The sequence below is a fragment of the Thermosipho ferrireducens genome (genome assembly GCF_017358165.1).
In the GTDB taxonomy this organism is placed as follows: domain Bacteria; phylum Thermotogota; class Thermotogae; order Thermotogales; family Fervidobacteriaceae; genus Thermosipho_B; species Thermosipho_B ferrireducens.
Map to the genome: position 1 here is coordinate 1,322,007 of NZ_CP071446.1, position 22,091 is coordinate 1,344,097.

Genomic DNA, 22,091 nt, shown 5'->3' on the forward strand with positions numbered 1-22,091 from the left:
ATTTGCCAACCCTCGCTAACTCTCGCTAATACTCGCCAATCGTGCCAACCTCGCTGTCCTCTGTCATCCCGAGGAATGTAATGACGAAGGATCTTATCCCCTGTCATTCTGAGCAAAGCGAGGAATCTTGATCTTTTACCAACCTCGCTAACTCTCGCAAGATCCTTCGCACTCCGTGCTCAGGACAGGCCTTGCTAACCTCGCTAAATCCTCACCCTTTGGGTTCGGAATGACATGAGTAGGAACCAACTCTCACTAACCCTCGCCAACTCTCGCTAACTCTCGCCAATTTTACCATTCTCTATATTTATTTGTTATAGGCATTCTTCTATCTTTTCCAAAAGCTCGTTTTGAGATTTTAATTCCTATTGGTCCCTGCCTTCTTTTGTACTCGTTTTTATCCACAAGGCGAGCAACATATTTAACAGTTTCTTTTTCAAAACCACGTTCGACTATTTCTTCCACTGCTCTTTCTTCTTCTATATATAACCTTAAAATTTCATCTAAAATTTCATATGGTGGAAGTGTGTCTTGATCTGTTTGGTCTGGTCTTAATTCAGCACTTGGAGGTTTAATAAAAATATTCTCAGGTATTATTTCACTGCCTTTCCAGGAGTTATACCATGCAGCAATTTTGTATATATCAGTTTTATAAACATCCTTTATGACAGACAGGCCCCCTGCCATATCGCCATATAAAGTAGCATATCCAGTTGCTGTTTCACTTTTGTTACCGGTTGTTAAAACGAGGTATCCAAATTTATTTGAAAGAGCCATTAGATAATTTCCTCTTATTCTTGCCTGAATGTTTTCTTCAGTTATATCTCTGGGATAATTTTTGAAGATGTTTTCCAAAGCTTCTTCATAGGAATGATATACTTCAGAGATGGAAATTATATGGTGTTCTATTCCAAGATTTTCTGAAAGTTTTTTCGCATCGTTTATACTATGTTCAGAGCTGTACATTGATGGCATAAGAATGCCAACTACATTTTCTTTTCCAAGAGCTTCTACAGCTATTACAGCTACAAGAGATGAATCCATACCGCCACTAAGGCCTAAAACTACCTTTATAAATCCGTTTTTTCTTACATAATCTTTTAGTCCTAATACAAGTGCTTTGAAAATTTCTTCTTCTTTTGTCATGTTATAACTAATTTTACCTGTTACCTTTAAATTTTTGTGTTGAAAATTCCCTTCGGCTTTTATAAACACTGGAGGAGAAAAATATCCTTTTTCAATATGTCTTCTTCTGGGATCGTGTAAATTGGAGCGCAAGTTTTCTTCTATTTCAAGATCAACTGTTATAATATCCTCTTCAAAAGGTTTCCCTTCAGCTACAATATTACCATTAGAATCAACAACTATACTTCCTCCATCAAATACTAATTCATCCTGTCCTCCTATTAGATTGCAATATACAATGGGACAATGATAATCATAAGCTTTTTGTGAGACATAATTTTTCCTTAACTGTCTTTTACCATAGTAATACGGCGAGGCTGAAAGATTCATTATAATTTGAGCACCTTCGAGGACCTCTTCATGCATGGGGCCTATGGGGCTCCATATATCTTCGCAAATTGTTATACCTATCTTTGCCTCTTTTAATGAGATAATTGTTGGAGAGTCGCCTGGTGCAAAATACCGGCGCTCATCAAATACACTGTAGTTTGGGAGCAAATGTTTATGATAAACTCCGAGTAGTTTTCCGTTTTGTATTATGGCAGCGGCGTTATGTGCATCAGTGTCTACGTTTATAAACCCCAATAGAACTAATGTATTTTTATTTTTTGTATAATTAATAACATTGTTTAGAGCCTGCATATTTCTTTTTAGGAAAGATGTTCTTAGAATCAAGTCTTCTGGAGGATATCCAGTTAAAAACAATTCCGGGAAAATGAGTATGTCTGATCTTTCCAATTCGGCAATATCTATTGCTTTCTTTATTTTCTCTACATTATGATCAAAGTCACCAAGTACAGCATCTAATTGGGCTAAAGTGATCCTTAAATACATTTTGTTTTCGCCTCCGTAATATTTTTATGGAACATTACAACTAAATTATATCATAAGGTAATTCGTGGTATAATTTTGACTGGAGGGGCGGGAGGAGGTGCAATGTTTTGATAAAATTAAAGGAACTCCATTTTTTTATTCCATCGACTGTATATAGAAAATTGTTAATACTCTCGTATATAAATAAAAATCAAAAAGCATCCCAGATGGAGATCTCTCAATATGTTGGGATAGTACCTTCTCTGGTTAACAAGTATATAGCAGACTTTGAGAAAGATAGATTATTGGTTAAGCGAAAAGAAGGGAAACACTATGTTTATGAACTGACTCTGGAAGGTTTATCGGAAATGAATTATTTGAGGTTGCTTTTCTTTGATGAAATAAGTAAGCTTTATGGAATGATTAATTCTCAGCTTGAAAATATATTTCTCAAACTCAAAGGAAAGAAACTAATCGGTATATATGGTGCAGGTTTGGTTGGCAATATATTGGCAGATTTGTTATCGCAGAAAAATTATATTGTTTCTGTCTTTTTCGATGACGATATCGAAAAAATAGGGAATAGGATCAACGGAATTCCGGTTGTTAAATTGGGAGATTTTGCAAAAATAGAAGCCCTGGTAATAGCTTCTTTTAAAAATGGCGAGAAAATGGTAGAAAAAGCGTTGAAAAAAGGTTATAGGGATATTTACAGGTTTAAAATAGAGGAGGATTTTATAAAACTCATATGGGTTGGATAAAAGTTTTTAAAATATTATCTTTCGTTTTGATTTTCTTTTTTTTGATGATGTTAATTTTTGAGAAATCCAATTACTATGTGGATTTTTCTTATTTTGGCAGTGTTCCAAATATGGTGACAGAAATTTATTTGAAAAATAGACTTTACGATACTATTTTTGAGGTGATTATTTTTTCAATAGCAGCTTTAGGTGTTTATATATTCAATTTTTCTATGGAGATAAGAAGGAGTTTTGTTCACGATGAGCACATAAGATTATTTTTGAGATTTTCCAGTTATTTAACTCTTCTCGCTTCCTTTTACCTTGCGATGTTTGGACACAAATCACCTGGTGGTGGATTTTCAGCGGGAGTTGCAGGTGGAACTGGACTTCTTTTATTTGCGCTGAGTACAACATTTCAGGAATTTGAACATATGTTTGTTAGTTTAAAAATTAGAACAGTTGAGAAAGTGTTTTTAATAATAATTTTTGTAATTTCACTTTTGACTTTTCTGGAAAATTATCATATAGTTCTTTTGAATTTGTTAATTTACTTTAAAGTTATGTTGGGTACCTGGATAATTCTTTATAGTTTTATAAAACATAGAGGAATAATATGAAGACGAAAGGAGATGATTCGTATAGAGTTTGTCGAAAAACTTTTAAAAGGTGTCGATAAAGAACTTGCAATGCGTTTTCTTGAAATAAAAATGAAGTTCGAAAAAGAATTTTCAAATAGTAAGTTGAAAAGAGAGTTTGTGGAAGTGTTCTGGCAGCTTTACGATTTTATAGCTGATAATATTTCTGAGGATTCAGAGATAGAAAAGAGGTTATTTCTGAGATACGGGCTTGTGGATACCAAATATTTATTAAAAGCTGATCTTGAAAAGTTAAAAAACATTCCATTTTCAGAGCAAGAAGAAGATTTTTTTTATGTTGATGAATGGTTGATAGCAGTTAAGTCTGGAAAAGTAACTCCGAGTAGTTTTGAAGAACTTAGAGAAACAAAGAGAGTCGTTGCACCGTTAAATATAACCCAGATAAAAAAAGTTTATGAAGAGAAATTACAAGAAAGACAAACTCTGGAAGAAAAGTTAAAAGAGCTTGTGAAAGGTATCGAAAGTGATGGTCCGTATCATAGTGGAATATTGATGATTATTCAGCAGGTTACTGATACGTGTAATGCTTTAAGGCAAATTGATAAAGAGATACATATTATTTTCAATAAATTGAAAGATGCTGAAAATAAACTTGGCTCAAGAGAATTTCATTCACAGAATAAAGAGGAAGTTTTTACTGAACCACTTGTTATAAAGCAAATGGTAAAGAAATCTATAGGAAGACTTGGGAATAATTTTCCGGCGCTTGCTACTCTGTATTTAAGGAATGTTCAAAAGTGGGGAACGAAGGCAGAAGTTAGACGTGTTGTATCTGAGATTGAGTCCATCGATTATACTATATTTATGCGAAAATTGGATAGAGTTCCTGTGAGATTTCCGCCATATTTTATTTTGATTCCTGGGTATGGTGATATTGGTTTTTGCTGGGAACCTTTTGAGGGTATGAATTTTAGTACTGGAAGAGGCCGTGTTGTTATTCCTATGTTTGGCAAAAATTTATGGGTTTCTGTGGTTCAGGCGTTAGGTGATTATAGATGGAAAGCATCAAAAGAATTAGCTTTTGGACATTGGATGGAAGAAGGATTAACTGGTGAAATATATAACTACCTTGTTAATAATAAGATAAAAGAACGGCCTGATGATTATTTCATAAAGAATTATATTTTGTGGTTGGCAAAAGAGGCAAAAGGTGTTCAAAAACTTGAAAAAGAGATTAGAGAAATATTCTGGAGGTATATAGAATTTCCCGAAGAACTCAAGACAAAACTTTCTAAAGTGAGTTATGTATATTCCATTCTTTATGAAAAAGATAAGAGACGGAGAAAATAGGAGGGATTTGTTTGAAAAGGTTAATGAGATTATTTGTTTTAGTTGTGGGGATTGTTGCACTAATTGGATTATATATTTTTCTTGGCAAGGTGTTTTCAGGGCAAATTCTTTTAAAAAGGTATATATTCAAGTTGGGCTGGTTTGAACTAAGATGGTACAGTTTATTGATAGTCAGTGGGATTTTATTGGGATATGCGCTTGTGAGGAGAAGACTTGAGCGTTACAAAATAAATCCTGACCATGTCGACGAGGCAATATTCTGGGGAATTATAGCTGCCATAATAGGTGCAAGAACTTACTATGTCATATTTATGTGGGGTGATTTCTATTCAAAATATCCCGGAGAGATATTTAAGATATGGCATGGAGGACTTGCTATTCACGGAGCCATTATAGGAGCTATTTTATCTACGTTTTTATATACAAGATTAAAGAAAAATTGTACATTTACTTTTTTACAGGGTCTCGATTTGTTTACAAGTGTACTACCCTTAGGTCAGGCTATTGGAAGATGGGGTAACTTTTTTAATTACGAAGCTTTTGGATCTCCAACAGATTTACCGTGGGGTATGTATATTCCACCTGCAAATCGACCTCTTGGGTTGGAAAACTTTTCTAAGTTTCATCCTACTTTTTTATATGAAAGTGTTGGAAATTTTATTATCTTTTTAGTGCTTTATAATTATGATTTAAGAAAAAAAAGCAATGGTGAAACAACAGCTCTGTATTTTATACTGTATTCAGCAAATAGATTCTGGATAGAAGGATTGCGAACTGACAGTTTATATCTTGGCAACATGAGAATTGCGCAACTTGTGAGTATTGTTCTTATTGTTTTAGGATTAATTATGTTTCTTTATTTGCGAAAAAACAAAAAAGCTGCGATAGATAAATGATTTTTTTAGGAGGTGAACTTATGGTAGATAGGCATGAGTTTATAAAGAGTCTGATATCGCCAAATAACTCGAAAATTGTTTTACTTGTTATGGATGGTATAGGGGATATCCCTGATGAATCTGGTTTAACTCCTCTTCAGAGAGCTAATACACCGAATCTTGACGCTATAGCAAGAGAAAGCGAACTGGGTCAATCTATTCCTGTACTTCCTGGAATAACTCCTGGGAGTGGACCAGGACATCTGGGGATTTTTGGTTATGACCCAATAAAGTACCAGATAGGAAGAGGTATATTAGAAGCTCTTGGTAGTAATGTGGAAGTGGGACCAAAAGATGTAGTTGCGCGTGGAAACTTTGCTACAATTAAAGATGGTATAGTAATAGATCGAAGAGCCGGGAGACCAAGTTCAGAAGAGAGTGCCAAAATTGTTGAGCTTTTAAATGAAAAAATAACAAAAATAGAAGATGTGGAAATAAGGTTTTTTCCGGGAAAGGAACATAGATTTGTATTAAAATTGACAGGAGAGGGATTGGGAGATAATCTGGAAGATGCAGATCCTCAAAAAGAAGGAAAGCCTATTAAGTACACTTCAGCTCTTTCTTCTGATTCTGAAAAAACGGCTAAAATAATAAATATATTACTGGATAAAATAAAAGAAGTATTAAAAGAAGAGTCAAGAATGAATTTCGCTCTTGTTAGAGGTTTTTCAAAGCATCCTCATCTTCCTCAGTTCGGAGAAGTATTTAAATTAAAAGCTGCCGCTGTTGCTGTGTACCCTATGTATAAAGGAATAGCCAAACTTGTTGGAATGGATGTAGTTTCAACCGGGCAAACTGTGGAAGAGGAATTTGATACTGTAGCAAAATTGTGGAAAGAATACGATTTCTTTTATATACATGTAAAAAAGACAGATTCTTATGGTGAGGATGGAAATTATGACTCGAAAGTAAAAGTTATAGAAGAAGTTGATAGTGTACTTCCAAAACTTTTGAGCCTTAAACCTGATGTATTAATAGTTACAGGTGATCATTCTACACCATGTCTTATGAAATCTCATTCTTTCCACCCAGTTCCTGTTATGATAAAAGCAAAATTTGTACGCAGAGGCCTTTCAGATAGATTTAATGAATACGAATGTGCAAGAGGAACACTTGGTACTATTAAAGCGGTGGATATTATGACGCTTGCTCTTGCTTACGCTGGTAGACTCAAGAAATTTGGGGCATAAAGGCGATATGCTCGTAATTTATTTTTTGATTTCTATTTTAGGGGCGCTTTCAAGCGCCCTTTTTATAATGCCAAAAATTTTTTTGATCGTTCCACTTTTTTTGTACAGACATCCTAAGATAGCCCTGGCACTAACTTTTTATTTAGTTGTTAATATTGTTTCAGGTCCACAAATAACAGATGGGCAATATGAGTTTGTTGGTAGGGTTGTCCAAGCTAAGGGAAATTTGTCAGTTGTATACGGAAAAGTTTATTTGAGAAAATGGCAAAAGTTAAGAAAAGCGGTTGGAATATATAAAAAAATACCTTTGGGATGGATTGTATATTATAACGGAAAGTTTCTGAAAGGAAATGGCTATCCAAAAATAATACTGGATAAGGAAAAAATTCTTACTTCTCCTTATCCAGTATCTTTGTTTTCAAAAATTTATGAAAGAGCAGAAAAATTCCGTAATTATTCATCCACGATAAATCCCGTTTATCCAGGATTGTACGGTGGTAAGATAGCTTCTGAAATATTTTCTGAAAGTGGGTTGTATCATTATTTCAGTATTTCAGGCGCTCATGTAAGTATCATGTACAGTTTTTCTTTGTTTTTTGTATCTTCTATTTTGTATCATAAAAGATTAAAAAAACTGCTTGCTTTAATATTGCCAACTTTTTTTGTCATAGGAACAGGATTAAATTTACCTTCTATCAGAGCACTTATTTTTCTTTATTTTGCTATTTTTATAGAAATTTTGGAATTTAAATTTGACGTTCTGGAAATCCTTTCTTTTGTCGGAATTGTCCTTATATTTTTTGAACCAGACATTGTATACTCTCTTTCTTTCTATATGACCTTTTTTGCAACATTTGGTGTATTGAGTGTACAAAACAAATATCTTTCACCCTTAGGTGGTTTTTTAGGTAGTGCTCCATATTTAGCACTATTTTCAAATGTGAATCCTTTTTCAATCCTTGGCACGTTAATTGTAATGATACCAGTTCAAATAACTCTTTACGTTCTTACTTTTGCTTTTATTTTTTATCAATTAGGTTTAAATGCAATGTCGTTGCTTATTTTAAAAGCTGGTGAACCATTTGTGATATTTCTTGAGGGTGTTTCTTACATATTGTCAAAGTTTCCAAAAATTCCTGGAAATATTTTTACTTATTTTCTCCTGAGTGGATTCTTTTTGCTTTTTCTCGCACATTTTGGACAAATTCCATATATTTTTAAATCAAAATTTTCGAAAACGAACCCCTGATTTTCAAGTGAGTTTTTAAGATTTTCAAGGTAACTTTCCTTTATTTCGTATATTTTTCCACATATTTTGCAGACAAAGTGATGATGTAATTTATCTTTTTTGGCAAGCTCGTACCTATATATACCTTCACCAAACTCGAGTCTTCTTAGAAAACCAAATTCAACCAGGAGATCAATGGTTCTATAAACGGTTGCTTTACTTACAGAATGCTTTTTTGAAAATAAAATTCTGTAAACATCATCGGCTCCAAGATGCTCTGCATCGTGTTCCATGAAAACTTTTAATACTAATTCTCTTTGTGGTGTCATTCTATATTTTCTTTCTTTGAGCTCTTTTTTAAGTGTTTCTATGTACATTTTTCTTCCTCCTTAAGTTATAACTTTGTTTATATATTCATTATTGGCTTTATATCTATTTTCCATCCTGTGAGTTTTGCCGCAAGTCTTGCATTTTGGCCGCCTTTTCCTATAGCAAGTGATAACTGATTTGGCGGAACTATCACACGGGAGGCTTGATTTTCTGCATCTAAAATGTCAACTTCTATTACAGAAGCGGGCTGTAACGCACTTGCGATGAGTTCTTTAGGATCATCTGACCATTTTACTATATCAAGTTTTTCACCTTTCAATTCTTTTAATATGGCAGATATACGTATACCTTCTTCACCTATACATGCACCCACTGGATCAACTTTTGGATTGTTTGAACGCACAGCTACTTTTGTTCTGATTCCAGGTTCTCTAACAATTTTTACAATTTCTACAACACCATTTTCTATTTCGGGAACTTCAAGTTCTAACAACCCAGCTACAAATTCTTCACATGTTCTACTTACCATAATTTTTGGTCCTTTTTTATCTTTTTTGACTTCTTTTATATAGACCTTTATTAGAGAACCATGTTCAATTTCTTCGCCAGGAATCCATTCCTTTTTCGGAAGTCGAGTCTCAAGTTTTCCTATTCTTATATCAGCCCAGTCTGGAGTGACTCTTACAACTTCAGCAGTGGTTATTTTTCCGACAAGTTCTGAATATTTTTCATATTGTTTTTCTTTTTCTATTTCTCTAATTTTTTGAATTAAAACCTGTTTGGCTGTTTGTGCAGCTATTCGTCCAAACTTTTTTACATTTAATCTTTTTTTTACTATGTCTCCGATATTTACATCTGATTTTATTTTCAAGGCTTCCTCGAGTGAAATTTGTTTTTTCTCATCTTCAACATTATCAACAACTTCAAGAAGCTGGTATGCTTCTATTTCTCCTGTTTGTCTATTAATTATTATTTCCACGTTTTTTTCCCCGCCATAGTCTTTTCTATATGCACTTATGAGGGCTTTTTCTAATATTGGAATTATTTCGTCTACTTTTATACCTTTTTCTTCTTCAAGTTGTTCTAATGCTTCCAGTAACCCTAAATTCATTACTTCACCTCCTATATTTCCACGTATTATTAAAATTAAAATTCTATCTCTAAATTTGCTTTTTTTATATTTTTAAATTCCACTACAATTTCTCCTTGTTTCTGGTTTTTTAATACAACTCTTTCATCATTTACGTCAACTATTTTTCCGATATATGTTTTTTCATTAGTCTTTATTTTAGCAAGATGATTTTTAAAACGCTCAAAATCTTTTTTATTTCTCAAGGGTCTATCAAGACCAGGCGAAGATACTTCGAGGTAATATCGTTTGGTAATAAGATCCAGATTGTCGAGTTCTACTTCTAAAGCTCTGGACACTTTTTCACAATCTAAGTGATTTATATATCCAGAAGGATTATCTATTATTACTTCAAGGATCCATCTTCCTGATTTATTATAGAATCTTACATCAAATAGTTCCAATCCAACCTCTTTGACAATTTTGTCTGCAATTTTTGTTACCTGTTTTTTTATATGAGCTATATTCATAATATTCACCTCTTTTTACGATAAATATTAAACCGGGACCCAAGTCCCGGTACCATTCTCCGTTTTGGCGGAGAGGGTGGGATTTGAACCCACGGACGTCTTTCGGACGTCACACGCTCTCCAGGCGTGCGCCTTCGACCCCTCGGCCACCTCTCCATTTTAAAACCGTCTAATATTTTAACATAGAACTTTTAAAATTGCAATAGGCAGAAGGTACAACCTGGAAAGTTTGAAATTTGTCAGTTTACATTGTAATCAATATTTAGGACGAAAATAACTGTAGATTTTTTACTTAACAAGTTGTACGCGGTTGGTGAAACCTCTTTTAAATTTACTTTTGGGTATTGATAAATGGGTTCCAGATTTTTGATTAATTTAAAAAACATTTCCAGGGAATCTAATAGTAATATGTCTTTCTTTGTATAAATACTGTGTTTGTGTTTTAAATTATTAAAATTAAAGAGTTTTAGATTTTTTAAAATATCTTCTGGAATTTTAAATTTCATGGTGTTTTCAGTGTATTTTTCTATTTTAAATCTGCTATATATCGTTCTGGTGACAAAAAGGTTATAGAATAAGGAAAAATCTTTTCCTCTTTTGTTTTTTAAAACAATCTCTAAATTGAAATTTAAAATTTGCTGTGATAATTTTTCGCGGATAATACCTGGTTTTGAAAGTGTAAATGAACTTCTTGTTTTTAAAAATTTTGCTTCTATGAGTGCAAAAGAATTATAAGTCTTACTATTACCTGGTTTGTTAAAGAGCCGTTGAGAATTTTCATCTTTGATATTGAAAAACATTTCTAAAATTAGTTTCAAAAACTGTAATTCTGCATTGTTTTCGGAGTTAATTTTCTGTTCATTTTTTAAAATCATCTCAATTTTAAGCTTTTTTGAGAACTTGTTACCTTTTAAAGAGAAGTTTCTTCTGTTTTTTTCTGGAGAAATGACATTTGTAAAATGAACTTTTGTCTGGTAAAACATGTTAAGTATTTCTTTACTAATTAACATGTTCATACTATCACCTCCAGAAATTTTATCGGACATTTGAGACGTGGATATAAGTTTTTTGTTAAGTTGAAGTTTTGCAAATCTTATATAAATGTATACTTTAATAAATCCTATTTACAATTTGGTAATTTTTAGAGAAGCTAAATAATCAAAATATCAAGAAAATACCAATTATTTGTGACTACACGTGATTTTCGTGTGGATAATTTGCCTGTAGCAAAGTTGATGTATTTGTAAAATGGTTGATTTTATTGTAAAACGTGTGGTATAATAACCAATGTGTGGCTTTAACTACTCCAGAAGAGGGGGGATTTTTGTGAAGAAGGTATTGGTGTTTTTAGCGGTATTGGTAGCAGTTGTATTGTTTGCAGCAGACCCAAACGTGCTTGTTGATGCTACCATAGGTGAACCAGACACACTTGATCCTCATCTTGCATATGACACAGCAAGCGGAGAGGTTATTTATCAGGTGTATGAAAACCTAATCCAGTACAAAGGTTCAAGCCTCAGTGAATTTTTGCCAAGGCTTGCTACAGAGGTACCAAGTGTTGAAAACGGCCTTATCACCGATGGTGGCAAAACTTACATTTTCCCAATAAGAAAAGGCGTTAAGTTCCACAATGGTAACGATCTTACACCGGAAGATGTTGAGTACAGTTTCGAAAGAGGTCTTCTCTACAGTCCTGCAGGTGGTCCAATGTGGATGCTCTGGTATGCTATATTTGGAAAATACAGTGTGGCTGATTTAGTAGAAGAAGTAGCAGGCAAACCTTACGATGAACTTGTAGATGAAAATGGAGAGCCTCTTCCAGAATACAAAGATGTGTTTGTTAAAGTTTATACTGACTATATAGACCCTGCTATAGAAGTTGATGGAGATAACGTTGTGTTCCATCTTGTGAGGCCATACTCTCCATTCCTTAATATTCTTGCACAGGGTTCAAGCTGGAGTGCAATTCTTGACAAAGAATGGAGTATAGAAGTTGGATTATGGGATGGTAAGGCAGACACATGGTGGAAATGGTATGATCAGAGAAAAGAAGAATCACCAATTTACGACAAGGCAATGGGAACTGGACCATACAAATTCGTGGAATGGGATAGAACACAACAAAAAGTTGTTCTTGAAGCAAATGAAAATTACTGGAGAGAGCCTGCAAAGATTAAAAAGGTTATAATCTGGGGTATCGACGAGTTCTCAACAAGAAAAGCCATGCTTGAAAAAGGCGATGCTGATATAGCATACATTCCAACACAGTATCTTGATCAGGTAAGAGGAAATCCAGACATTGAAATAATTGAAGGACTTCCAACACTTTCCGTAACGGTTCTTGCGTTTAATTGGACTATAAGAGAAGGAAGTAAGTATGTAGGCAGTGGAAAACTCGATGGAAATGGTATACCACTTGATTTCTTCAACGATGTTCACGCAAGAAAGGCCATTGCATACGTTATAAATTATGATGCCATTATAAGTGATGTGCTTAAAGGTTTTGGTAAGAGAGTTCCAACGGCACTTCCAGAAGGATTACTCGGATATGATCCTACACTTCCACTTTACAATTTCAATCTGGTTAAGGCAAGGCAGGAACTTATGCAGGCGTGGAATGGAGAGGCATGGAAAAAAGGATTCAAGTTTGGAGTAGCGTACAACCTTGGAAACGAAGCACGTCAGAGAGCAGCAGAAATGGTTAAGATGTATCTTGAAATGCTTTCACCAAAAATTAAGATAGACGTTGTTGGATTACAGTGGCCAACATTCCTTGATGCTACAAAACGTGGGGAACTTCCAATATTCATTCTCGGCTGGCTTGCAGACTTCCCAGACCCAGATAACTTCATTTTCACATACTATGATTCAAAAGGTGACTACAGCGGAAGACAGGGTGCAAAATTTAGAGAATTTGTAAGTACTCCAAGACCGGAACTTGGCGGTAAAAGTCTCGACGAACTTATCGAAACTGCTTCTGCAGAAATTGATTCTGCAAAGAGGGCAGAATTGTACGCAAAGGTCCAAAAGTTTGTTGTTGAAAATGCTATAAGTGTACCACTTTACCAGCCAATTGCAGTTCGTGTACACAGAAAATGGCTCAAAGGTTGGTATCATAATCCGATGAGACCAGGTGATGACTACTACGCATATTATTTCGAAGGTAAATGATAATTATTATAATTGTGTTTGGAAGGCGGCCCGGTTGTGGGCCGCTTTTTTTATATGGTATACTTTTTTATCAGGAGGGTGAAAAGTGGTATGGCATACGATGGTTTTGTTATGAAAAGGGTACAGGAAGAAATTCACAGGATTATGCGGTTTCCGTTAAGAAATGTATTCGCTGTTAAGAATATAGTTTATTTTAGTTTTCAGAATATGGATTTAAAAGTATCATTGAATCCTAATTATTCATATATTACTGTTGAAAAAAGAAATATCCCCGATAATCTTAAACTCACTTCGTTTGTAAGTTTTTTGAGAAGTAGATTGAAAAATGCTCGAGTGGAAAAATTGCTTCAATATGGATATGAAAGGACGTGGAAAATGGTTTTGACAAAATTAGATGAAATAGGTGAAAGTCATCGATATGAACTTTACATAGATATAATGGGAAAACATTCAAACATTATATTAGTTGAAAATGGTATAATCCTTGAAGCTTATAAAAAAGTAAGAACAAAATACAGAAATATTTACCCTGGAGAGCCGTTTCTGGTATTTCCTCTTCAAAAGCTCAATCCTGAAAATATAACACATAAGTTGTTTGAAAATTCGGATAATAACAACAAAGCTCTTTTGAATTTTATTTATGAGAATATTCAGGGATTTTCAAAATTAACATCTATGGAAGTGCTCCATAGGGCAGGTCTGGAAAACAAGCCCGTTTCCCAACTTAACGAAAAAGAAAAGGAAATAATTATACATGTAATAAAACAATTAATTGATGAGTTTAAGAAGGGAAAGTTGTATTTGTACTATGCTGATGATAAGCCATATGAAATATCGGCCTTTCCTTTAAAAGCACTGAATCTGGATTATGAAATTTTTTCAGACGTTTTTGAAGGAATTAATGTATTTTTTCAATGGAAAGAAAGAAAGAGTATTTTTATTCAAAAACAACTCCAGCTTGAGAAAGCAGTTATAAAAAACATCGATAAATTGGAAAATGTAAAGGATAAACTTTTAAAAGAATTGTCTGAAACTGAAAATATGGAAAAATACAAAAAATGGGGAGAACTATTGAAAGCGTATTTTTATCAAATAAAAGAAAATCAAAATATGGTAACGCTTTATGATTGGGAAACTGAAGATTATGTGAAAGTTCCTCTGGAAAGAAATCTTACGATTATAGAGAACTTACAGCATTATTTTAGAAAATACAATAAATTTAAGACTAAAAGATCAGGGATCACAAAAAGACTTGAAGAGATTGAAAAAGAACTGGAATATTTATACCAGCTCTGGTATACGATTTTGGAAGCGGAAACAGAGCAGGAAATGGAGGAAATTAGGGGTGAAATGATAAGTTCAGGAATTTTAAAATCAGCAAAGCACAGAAAACAAAAAGATGCAATTTCTAAACCGAGGGAAATTATACATAATGGTTTTAAAATACTAATAGGAAAAAACAACAAACAAAATGATAAAATTGTAAAATTATCTTCAGATAATGACATATGGCTCCACGCTCATGAGATACCGGGAGCACACGTTTTGATTAAAACAGGTGGCCAGAAACTTGATGATGATACACTGCTATTTGCCGCTTCGCTTGCAGCGGGTTATAGTAAAGGAAAAGATTCGGCAAAAGTTCCAGTGGATTATACAAAAGCAAAGTATGTGAAGAAAATAAAAGGGCTTAAACCTGGTATGGTGTTTTACGAAAATTACAAAACTTTAATGGTAAGCCCAAGGAGGCTTTAACATGTTATTTAAGTTAGTTTCTGACTTTGAACCCTCAGGCGATCAGCCTGAAGCTATAAAAAAACTGGTTAATGGTTTGAAGAATAATTATCGTGTGCAAACATTGCTCGGAGTTACAGGAAGCGGGAAAACATTTACAATGGCTAATGTTATTGCTCAGGTTGAGCAACCAACTCTTATTATTTCTCCTAATAAAACGCTTGCTGCGCAGCTTTATTCAGAATTTAAGTCTTTTTTCCCGGAAAACAGAGTAGAATTTTTCATTAGTTATTATGACTATTATCAACCGGAAGCATACATTCCTACAAAGGATTTGTACATAGAAAAAAATGCAGATATAAACGAAGTAATAGCGAGGATGAGAATGAGTGCTATAAAATCTATAATCACTCGAAAAGATGTAATAGTTGTTGCAAGCGTTTCAGCTATTTATAATTGTGGGGATCCTCGTGATTTTAGTGATTTAAATTACACAATAAAGATTGGTGATGTTTTAGACATAGGTAAATTTACCAGGCATTTAGCTAAAATAGGTTATGAAAGAAAAGAAGATGCTTCTTTGACAGGAAGTTTTAGAGTTCGTGGAGATGTTATCGAGATATTTCCTACATATCAGGATGAAGGTATAAGGATAGAACTTTTTGGCGATGAAATAGAAACTATTTATCATTTTGATCCTATAGACAGACATGTTTTAGAAAAACTTGATAGAGTTATCATATATCCAGCTAAAGAATTTATCACTACTGAGGAAAAAATAAGAAAAGCTATAGAAAACATAAAAGAGGAATTAAACAATCAACTGGAGCATTTTAGAAAACTTGGAAAAAATCTTGAAGCAGAAAGATTAAAACAAAGGACGTTAAATGATTTAGAATTACTATCAGCTATAGGTTATTGTAATGGTATAGAAAATTATTCGCGACATTTTGATGGAAGACGTCCAGGTGAAGCTCCGTATACTCTCCTGGATTATTTTGGAGAAGATTTTTTAGTTTTCATAGATGAATCACATATTACCGTCCCTCAGTTGCGTGCCATGTATAATGGTGATTATTCACGAAAGAAGAACTTGGTAGAGTATGGATTCAGGTTACCATGTGCTTTTGATAATCGACCACTAAAATTTGAAGAATTTTGGAGAAAGGTTAATAAAATTATATTTGTTTCTGCTACTCCTGGAGATTTTGAAATAAAAAATTCCCAGCAAATTGTTGAGCAAATTATAAGGCCTACAGGACTTGTTGATCCTGAAGTTGAAGTACGCCCTACAAAAAATCAAATAGATGATCTAATTAATGAAATTGTAAAATTGAAAAGAAATGATGAAAGAGCTATTGTAACAGTGCTTACGAAAAAGATGGCAGAACGTTTGGCGGAACATCTTATTGAAATAGGAGTAAATGCACTTTATATTCATTCTGAGCTGGATACGATAGAAAGAGTAGAAGTGCTGAAAAAACTTAGAAGAGGAGATGTAGATGTGGTAGTGGGTGTGAATCTTTTAAGAGAAGGGCTCGATTTACCGGAAGTTTCGCTTGTAGCAATTCTTGATTCTGATGTGGAGGGTTTTTTACGAAGTGAAACAACTCTTATTCAAATCATAGGAAGAGTTGCAAGAAATGAAAATGGGAAAGTTCTGATGTATGCTGATAGAATAACACCTTCTATGAAAAGAGCTATAGATGAAACTAATAGAAGACGAAAGCTTCAACTGGAATACAATAAAAAACATGGAGTAATTCCAAGAAGTATAGTGAAGGCACTTTCAACTGAGATATTTAAACCATTTATGGAGGAAGAAGAGCAATATAAAGAAGAAATGAAACAGGTGCTGTCACTTAAGGAATCTTTGTCTCTCGAAGAATATGCTGCTGTTCTTGAGGAAGAAATGTACAGAGCAGCTGCGGATTTGAGATATGAAGATGCTGCAAGGTTACGTGACGAGTTATTTGAAGTGCGTGAAAAATTAAAAATATTGCGTAATAGTCGATAAATAATTAAGGAAAGCTTTGCAAAGAAATTTGTTAAAGAAATCAGGTGATTAATATGGAGAAAATAGGAGAAATAATATTACAGGCTTCTGAAAAGTTGAAAGATAAAGCACTATTGTCGTTGTTTTCTATGTCGGTTGTAGATCTTATAGGTGTATTGGAAGTAGAGGAGTTTTTAGATAAATTGGTACGTACCATTTATAATATCGTTCCTTCTGTGGAAGGGGTTGAAGTTAAGAGTGTTGATAAGAATTTAAAATACGGTGCTTTAAATAATGTATGGGAAATTTATGAAATGGAAAGAATTAAAATATTAATATATGCAGCTTCTTTAAGTGACTTTGAAAAAACTCTTTTGAAATTTATTTTTGGTGTCGCAGAACTTCATGTGAGGAACGTGTATAAATATCAATCTTTAAAAGAGAGGGCTTCTCATGACGAGTTAACTGGAGCATTGTCCCGCCAGGTTGGTATAGAATTTCTTGAAAAAAGATTTAGCGATTTAAAAAGATACTCTCAAGTTGCATCATTAGTTTTTGTAGATTTAGACGGTTTAAAAATGATCAATGATAAGGAAGGTCATCTGGCAGGAGATAAAAAGCTACAGGAGTTTGTATTTGTATGCAAAGAATTTATCAGAAAAGGTGACTTCGTTATAAGATGGGGTGGAGATGAATTTGTATTATTTCTCAATACCTCTCGAGGAAAGGAAGTTATTGAGAGAATTAAAGCAGTTGTAAGTATGAGTTTTTCATACGGTGTGGTAAACATTCCAGATGGTTTTGAGAGTGTAAAGCAGGCAATTGATAGAGCAGACAAGTTGATGTATCAGCAAAAGTTTATGAAAAAGTTTAAAAAGAGTAATTAAAAATTCATAGATTTTTTGATGAAATGATAGATACACTCTAATTTTTCAGTAAGTTTTTCTAAGGAGGAAGAATTGTCTATAATAAGGCCTTCGGGGAGAATATCACGTTGAGCAGATAATATTTTTTCAATAGTTGATACGGTAAGTCCTTTTCTTTTTAATCTTTCGATTATGACCTCTTTTTTTGCAATTACTGTTATAGTTAAATCACATTGAATTTTAAGACGCCTTTTTATCGCAGCTTCAACTATGTACAATTTTTCTTCTTTTGTTTTGATATTTAGTATTTGCAGCATTTTCGGATGTAGAATCTCTTCTAATTTCTTTAGTTTTTCTGGATCGTTGAACACAATATTTGAAATTTCTTTTCTTTCGAGAGTTCCAAATTCTTTTTTTATAGTTTCTTTTAGTTGACTAAATACATGATGACCAATTTCATCCATGTTTAAGTATTCAAATCCCTTTTTTTCAAAAAAAGATGAGACGGTGCTTTTTCCCGTCCCAATTTTTCCTGTTATACAAACTACAAATTTCAAAGTATTTTTTCCCCCAGCTCTCCTTTTTTAATGTGTTCATACTCTTTTTTAGTCATAACGGCAATACTTAAATTTTCTTCCAATCCGGATATTGTTTCTGCAAAAAATCCAAGTTTTTCTCTAATTCCTTTATCATCTTCAACTATAATAGTATATCTATTTTCTTTGAAGTAAATTTCAAGAGGATTGAAGATTTCTTTGATGTAATCTTTTATGGTTTTCATCAAATATCAGTCCTTTCAACCATTTTGATTATCTTGTTTCATATTGAATTTTTCAAAACCAGGTCTCCCCATAAGAGCATAAGTAATCTTTTTTCCAAGTTCAACTCCAGGTTGATCGTATGGATTTACGTTGAATAACTCGCCCGCAATTGCCGTTGCAAGCTCGTAATACATGAAAAACTCACCTACGTGAAATTCATTTATTTCTGGAAAAATGACCTTTAAAGATGGTCGACCATTTTTTGCCAGAGCTGATTCTGTTCCTGATAATTCGCTATTTAGTAATTGTGATAGGTATTTACCCTGAAGGTAATTAAGGGATTCTTCGTTATGAACATGAGGAATTTTTATATCTCTCTCAAATTTTTCTGTTTTTAGGAATGTTATTATTTTGTCATCTGGTCCTTCGTTATACAGCTGGATTTGTGAGTGTTGATCTACAGCTCCAAGAGCTTTTACAGGGGTTTGGCCAACATTTATAAGTTTTCCATCTTTTGAATACGCCTTTCCTAAGCTTTCAGCCCACAATTGTCTATACCAATCTGCAAGATAGTAGAGTTTATTGGAATATGCCATCATAACGGAAATATTTCTTCCATTTAGGTAATGTAAATAATGTATTAGAGCAATGAGAGCGCCTGGATTATTCCACAGAGATTCCTTTATGGTTCGATTATAAGCTGTACGCGCTCCATCGTAGAGTTCTTCTATATCTATGCCTGCAGCCATGGCGGAAACCAGTCCTACGCAGGTCAGAACACTGAATCTTCCCCCAACTTCAGGAGGTATGTCAAGAGTTCTTATATTTTCTGAAGTAGCGATTTTTCGCAATACACCTTTTTCTGGATCAGTTGTGAATATTATGTGTTTGTTTGGTTTTAAGCCATAACTTTCAAGCAATCCTCTTATTATGAGGTAGTTTGCCATAGCTTCTGCTGTGGAACCAGATTTTGAAATTACATTAAAAAGTGTTTTTCTAATGTCAATACGATCTAAAACTGATGCGACAAAATCTGGATCGACATTATCTATAACAAAAACTCTTAAAAATCCATTTCGTTCCTCTTTCGATCTATAATTCCAATCACTTGGGCGGAGAGTATTTTGTAAAGCAATGTTTCCAAGCGCTGATCCACCAATGCCTACTACAACTAAATTTTCAAAAGAGTGAACAAAATCTTTAATATCCAGAACAGAATCAATCCACTTTCTATTAAAAACAATGTTTACAAAACCAGGCCTTTCTTTATCTATTAAACTCAATATGTCATTAATTTTGTTTTCATAAGAGTTTATTTCTTCTCTTTTTATACCCCCGGTGACATTTTCTTTTAAAGTATTTGAGAAATCAAATTTTAGCATTTTAAACACCCCTTAATGTGCTTTTTTTTAATTAATAGGTTATAAGAGAAATGACTTTTTCATCTTTTAATAATTTTCTTGGATTTAAATAAGTCAGTTCTATGAGAAATGCCATCCCTGCTACTATTCCCCCGGTCTTTTCTATCAGACTTTTCAAAGTTTTTGCAGTACCACCTGTTGCAAGTACGTCATCAAAGATAAGTACTTTTTCCCCTTCATTAATAGCATCCTCGTGTATTTCTAACTCTGCTGTACCATATTCAAGCTGATACTTTTCTGATAATGTTTTATATGGCAATTTCCCTGGCTTTCTTATGGGAACGAAAGACTTTCCAAGATTGTATGCCAGAGCTCCACCGAATATGAATCCTCTCGCTTCTGGAGCAGCTATAACATCAAAGTCGATACTTTTTAAAGCTGTTGTCATTTCATTGATTGCATATTGGAAGGCATTTTTATCTTTTAATAAAGGTGTTATATCTCTGAATATGATCCCTTTTTCTGGAAAATCTGGAATATCCCTTATAAATTTTTTTAAATCCATTTTTATCAGCACCTCCAAATAAATTTTTTTAATTTTTCTATTTCACACCAAGCCCCACAGGTATTCCCCGCTGAATTTCACCATCCTGATTAACAACCTCGTTGTTTATTACCATAGCACTTGAACCGCCACCATCTAACATCATAGCAGAATAGTAACCTTTTTCAAGCAAAAATTTTGTAGCAATATCATAATCCATTCCAGATTTATTGTTGTACCCTTCTATTACTATAAAATCGACTTTTCCATCTTTTGTGATTGCCAATATAGTTCGTGATGTTTTTGATAGTGCAAGGCCATTTCCGTATCTCATCTTTTCTTCTTCGCTATCAATTATCTCTTTGCCATTTTCAATTAATAGGGGACCTCCGCCTATAGCGTGTTTTATAGGAAGTGGAAAATCTGTGTTGCTCACAAAATCAACTTTCGTACCGATTTTTATATTGGTTAAATATTTTTCATACTTTTTATCTATAGAAATTACTACTGAATTTTCTGGAACTTTTTCCACATAATTTTCTGAAATAATTTTTCCATTTTTGACAACGTAATATATTTTATCTTCAGATAATGGAATTTTCAATGAAAACTCACTGGTATACACTAATACTTCTCCTTTTGCTGTGGTGTTAACTCCTTTTACCAGGAAAAGTAGATCTCCTATATAAACATTTAACTCTAAGGTAATCCTTTTTATGAAAACATCGTTAGAGTAGGTGATAATAAAAACAGGTCTTAAGCTGAATTTGTCCGAAAGTATTTTCCCATTAATTATTACCAGATCTATAGGAAGATTTGTTGCAGGATCAAAGTAGTTTCCATTTATACCGGCAATGCAGTTGTTATCTTTTAATATATTTCGCAAATCGTCGCGTGTGCCTATTCCTTTTGAGCTTATTATTGGTGTTATTTCAACCTTTTTTGGATCGATGTGAAGGTAGTTAACAAGGTATTTATTGTTATTAAACGTCTCGATTTTTCTTTCCCATAGAATGCCTTCTTTAATTTTTTTTGACTCTTCTTCGGTAAAATTTAAAGTAATTCTCATAACATTTTTTTGGATAGTTATTATTGGAATAGGCTTTAACCTATTATTTGTAATGGATATGAGAAATCCTTTGGCTTGTTTTTGAACACTTACATTACCATTGACAGTAGGGTTCCCTATACAAGGTTCTATATTTATATACAGATCTCTGTCAATTATTTCGACATTGACTATTTCTTTTGTAATTTCTTTGCTAAAAACCAGATTTAAAGTGTTGTCTTTAAACTGAATATTTTTAAGCTCCGGGAGATGATCGTAAAAGATTTTTGTACCATTTTCGAGCCTATATTCGTATAATCCAAAATAATTTTTTAAAAAAAGTACATTTATATAAAGTTTGTCATTTTCTATTTTAAATGCATTTTCGAATTTTTGTTCAAAGTTCAAAGTAAAAGTACCTTCTTTGCCGATAAACAGATCGTTTTTATATACCATGTATACCTTTTCGTTAAGTACATAACGAAAACCGAGTGTATTTATTAATTTACTTGGCAGCCATTCAGTGGTTGTTTGGAAAGCCTGGCCGTTGATCAATATGGTAGTTGAGAATAATATGGATATTAAAGAAAAACTCAAAAAAATTACTATAATTTTTTTCAAAAGCTTTGCACCCCTTCATA

The 22,091-nt window shown here is 33.4% G+C and carries 20 protein-coding genes and 1 tRNA gene; 10 read left to right on the plus strand and 11 right to left on the minus strand.

The features are described from left to right. Positions 1 to 291: 291 nt before the first annotated feature. On the minus strand, positions 292 to 2,019 hold the full coding sequence (locus JYK00_RS06610) for an NAD+ synthase (protein ID WP_207566131.1): 1,728 nt from the start codon (positions 2,017 to 2,019) through the stop codon (positions 292 to 294). A 107-nt stretch (positions 2,020 to 2,126) separates the two neighbouring features. Between JYK00_RS06610 and JYK00_RS06615 the strand changes: the two genes are divergently transcribed. Genes JYK00_RS06615 through JYK00_RS06640 form a run of 6 tightly spaced genes read left to right on the plus strand, consistent with a single transcriptional unit; the run spans position 2,127 to position 8,061 of the window. Then, a complete protein-coding gene (locus JYK00_RS06615; protein WP_207566132.1) occupies positions 2,127 to 2,759 on the plus strand; it encodes a winged helix-turn-helix transcriptional regulator in 633 nt (210 codons plus the stop codon). Beyond that, positions 2,747 to 3,358, plus strand: a complete 612-nt coding sequence (locus JYK00_RS06620; RefSeq protein ID WP_207566133.1) for an MnhB domain-containing protein — start codon at positions 2,747 to 2,749, stop codon at positions 3,356 to 3,358. Before JYK00_RS06615 ends, JYK00_RS06620 begins: the two co-directional genes overlap by 13 nt. 12 nt (positions 3,359 to 3,370) lie before the next feature. After that, on the plus strand, positions 3,371 to 4,687 hold the full coding sequence (locus JYK00_RS06625; protein ID WP_207566134.1) for a hypothetical protein: 1,317 nt from the start codon (positions 3,371 to 3,373) through the stop codon (positions 4,685 to 4,687). An 11-nt stretch (positions 4,688 to 4,698) separates the two neighbouring features. After that, on the plus strand, positions 4,699 to 5,583 hold the full coding sequence (gene lgt / locus JYK00_RS06630) for a prolipoprotein diacylglyceryl transferase (RefSeq protein ID WP_207566135.1): 885 nt from the start codon (positions 4,699 to 4,701) through the stop codon (positions 5,581 to 5,583). Positions 5,584 to 5,603: 20 nt separating this feature from the next. Then, entirely contained in the window at positions 5,604 to 6,812 is a 1,209-nt protein-coding gene (locus JYK00_RS06635) for a 2,3-bisphosphoglycerate-independent phosphoglycerate mutase (protein ID WP_207566136.1), read from the plus strand. Between the two features lie 7 nt (positions 6,813 to 6,819). Further along, a complete protein-coding gene (locus tag JYK00_RS06640; RefSeq protein ID WP_207566137.1) occupies positions 6,820 to 8,061 on the plus strand; it encodes a ComEC/Rec2 family competence protein in 1,242 nt (413 codons plus the stop codon). On the opposite strand, the gene JYK00_RS06645 is transcribed toward JYK00_RS06640, so the two are convergent. The 5 genes from JYK00_RS06645 to JYK00_RS06665 form a co-directional block, all read right to left on the minus strand. After that, positions 7,965 to 8,417, minus strand: a complete 453-nt coding sequence (locus JYK00_RS06645; protein WP_207566138.1) for a Fur family transcriptional regulator — start codon at positions 8,415 to 8,417, stop codon at positions 7,965 to 7,967. The genes JYK00_RS06640 and JYK00_RS06645 overlap by 97 nt on opposite strands. A gap of 29 nt (positions 8,418 to 8,446) precedes the next feature. Next, on the minus strand, positions 8,447 to 9,481 hold the full coding sequence (nusA, locus tag JYK00_RS06650; RefSeq protein ID WP_207566139.1) for a transcription termination factor NusA: 1,035 nt from the start codon (positions 9,479 to 9,481) through the stop codon (positions 8,447 to 8,449). Between the two features lie 35 nt (positions 9,482 to 9,516). After that, positions 9,517 to 9,963, minus strand: coding sequence for a ribosome maturation factor RimP (locus tag JYK00_RS06655; RefSeq protein ID WP_407701730.1), 447 nt, complete (start codon positions 9,961 to 9,963; stop codon positions 9,517 to 9,519). Between the two features lie 71 nt (positions 9,964 to 10,034). Next, positions 10,035 to 10,125, minus strand: a tRNA-Ser gene (locus JYK00_RS06660). A gap of 83 nt (positions 10,126 to 10,208) precedes the next feature. After that, the gene (locus JYK00_RS06665) at positions 10,209 to 10,985 is read right to left on the minus strand and encodes a hypothetical protein (protein ID WP_207566141.1); all 777 of its coding nucleotides are present in this window, start codon (positions 10,983 to 10,985) and stop codon (positions 10,209 to 10,211) included. 310 nt (positions 10,986 to 11,295) lie between these two features. On the opposite strand from JYK00_RS06665, the gene JYK00_RS06670 reads away from it, so the two are divergent. The 4 genes from JYK00_RS06670 to JYK00_RS06685 all read left to right on the plus strand — a co-directional run bounded on the left by JYK00_RS06670 (position 11,296) and on the right by JYK00_RS06685 (position 17,757). Further along, positions 11,296 to 13,140, plus strand: coding sequence for an ABC transporter substrate-binding protein (locus JYK00_RS06670; RefSeq protein ID WP_207566142.1), 1,845 nt, complete (start codon positions 11,296 to 11,298; stop codon positions 13,138 to 13,140). 90 nt (positions 13,141 to 13,230) lie between these two features. Beyond that, positions 13,231 to 14,895, plus strand: coding sequence for an Rqc2 family fibronectin-binding protein (locus JYK00_RS06675; protein ID WP_207566143.1), 1,665 nt, complete (start codon positions 13,231 to 13,233; stop codon positions 14,893 to 14,895). A 1-nt stretch (position 14,896) separates the two neighbouring features. Next, complete coding sequence (uvrB, locus tag JYK00_RS06680; RefSeq protein WP_207566144.1) at positions 14,897 to 16,891, plus strand: excinuclease ABC subunit UvrB; 1,995 nt, start codon at positions 14,897 to 14,899, stop codon at positions 16,889 to 16,891. Between the two features lie 53 nt (positions 16,892 to 16,944). Then, positions 16,945 to 17,757: a GGDEF domain-containing protein gene (locus tag JYK00_RS06685; RefSeq protein WP_207566145.1), complete on the plus strand. Its 813-nt coding sequence runs from the start codon at positions 16,945 to 16,947 to the stop codon at positions 17,755 to 17,757. Here JYK00_RS06685 and coaE read toward each other — a convergent pair. The 5 genes from coaE to JYK00_RS06710 are packed head-to-tail and all read right to left on the minus strand — an operon-like array spanning position 17,754 to position 22,071. Further along, positions 17,754 to 18,293, minus strand: coding sequence for a dephospho-CoA kinase (gene coaE, locus JYK00_RS06690; protein WP_207566146.1), 540 nt, complete (start codon positions 18,291 to 18,293; stop codon positions 17,754 to 17,756). The two genes, JYK00_RS06685 and coaE, sit on opposite strands and share 4 nt — an antisense overlap. Beyond that, entirely contained in the window at positions 18,290 to 18,517 is a 228-nt protein-coding gene (locus tag JYK00_RS06695) for a hypothetical protein (protein WP_207566147.1), read from the minus strand. The genes coaE and JYK00_RS06695 overlap by 4 nt, the downstream gene beginning before the upstream one ends. A 15-nt stretch (positions 18,518 to 18,532) precedes the next feature. Beyond that, the gene (locus JYK00_RS06700; RefSeq protein ID WP_207566148.1) at positions 18,533 to 19,879 is read right to left on the minus strand and encodes a glucose-6-phosphate isomerase; all 1,347 of its coding nucleotides are present in this window, start codon (positions 19,877 to 19,879) and stop codon (positions 18,533 to 18,535) included. Between the two features lie 31 nt (positions 19,880 to 19,910). Next, on the minus strand, positions 19,911 to 20,423 hold the full coding sequence (locus JYK00_RS06705; protein WP_207566149.1) for an adenine phosphoribosyltransferase: 513 nt from the start codon (positions 20,421 to 20,423) through the stop codon (positions 19,911 to 19,913). A gap of 37 nt (positions 20,424 to 20,460) precedes the next feature. Beyond that, positions 20,461 to 22,071 (minus strand): phosphodiester glycosidase family protein, encoded by a 1,611-nt coding sequence (locus tag JYK00_RS06710; protein ID WP_207566150.1) that lies wholly within the window; start codon positions 22,069 to 22,071, stop codon positions 20,461 to 20,463. Between the last annotated feature and the right edge of the window lie 20 nt (positions 22,072 to 22,091).

Excerpts from the sequence above, each read along its gene's own strand:
- JYK00_RS06625 (WP_207566134.1), top strand. The coding sequence starts at position 3,371 with ATGATTCGTATAGAGTTTGTCGAAAAACTTTTAAAAGGTGTCGATAAA.
- JYK00_RS06665 (WP_207566141.1), bottom strand. The coding sequence starts at position 10,985 with ATGAACATGTTAATTAGTAAAGAAATACTTAACATGTTTTACCAGACA.
- JYK00_RS06685 (WP_207566145.1), top strand. The coding sequence starts at position 16,945 with ATGGAGAAAATAGGAGAAATAATATTACAGGCTTCTGAAAAGTTGAAA.
- JYK00_RS06675 (WP_207566143.1), top strand. The coding sequence starts at position 13,231 with ATGGCATACGATGGTTTTGTTATGAAAAGGGTACAGGAAGAAATTCAC.
- nusA (WP_207566139.1), bottom strand. The coding sequence starts at position 9,481 with ATGAATTTAGGGTTACTGGAAGCATTAGAACAACTTGAAGAAGAAAAA.
- JYK00_RS06610 (WP_207566131.1), bottom strand. The coding sequence starts at position 2,019 with ATGTATTTAAGGATCACTTTAGCCCAATTAGATGCTGTACTTGGTGAC.
- JYK00_RS06635 (WP_207566136.1), top strand. The coding sequence starts at position 5,604 with ATGGTAGATAGGCATGAGTTTATAAAGAGTCTGATATCGCCAAATAAC.
- JYK00_RS06695 (WP_207566147.1), bottom strand. The coding sequence starts at position 18,517 with ATGAAAACCATAAAAGATTACATCAAAGAAATCTTCAATCCTCTTGAA.
- JYK00_RS06645 (WP_207566138.1), bottom strand. The coding sequence starts at position 8,417 with ATGTACATAGAAACACTTAAAAAAGAGCTCAAAGAAAGAAAATATAGA.
- JYK00_RS06640 (WP_207566137.1), top strand. The coding sequence starts at position 6,820 with ATGCTCGTAATTTATTTTTTGATTTCTATTTTAGGGGCGCTTTCAAGC.
- JYK00_RS06705 (WP_207566149.1), bottom strand. The coding sequence starts at position 20,423 with ATGGATTTAAAAAAATTTATAAGGGATATTCCAGATTTTCCAGAAAAA.
- JYK00_RS06700 (WP_207566148.1), bottom strand. The coding sequence starts at position 19,879 with ATGCTAAAATTTGATTTCTCAAATACTTTAAAAGAAAATGTCACCGGG.
- uvrB (WP_207566144.1), top strand. The coding sequence starts at position 14,897 with ATGTTATTTAAGTTAGTTTCTGACTTTGAACCCTCAGGCGATCAGCCT.
- JYK00_RS06620 (WP_207566133.1), top strand. The coding sequence starts at position 2,747 with ATGGGTTGGATAAAAGTTTTTAAAATATTATCTTTCGTTTTGATTTTC.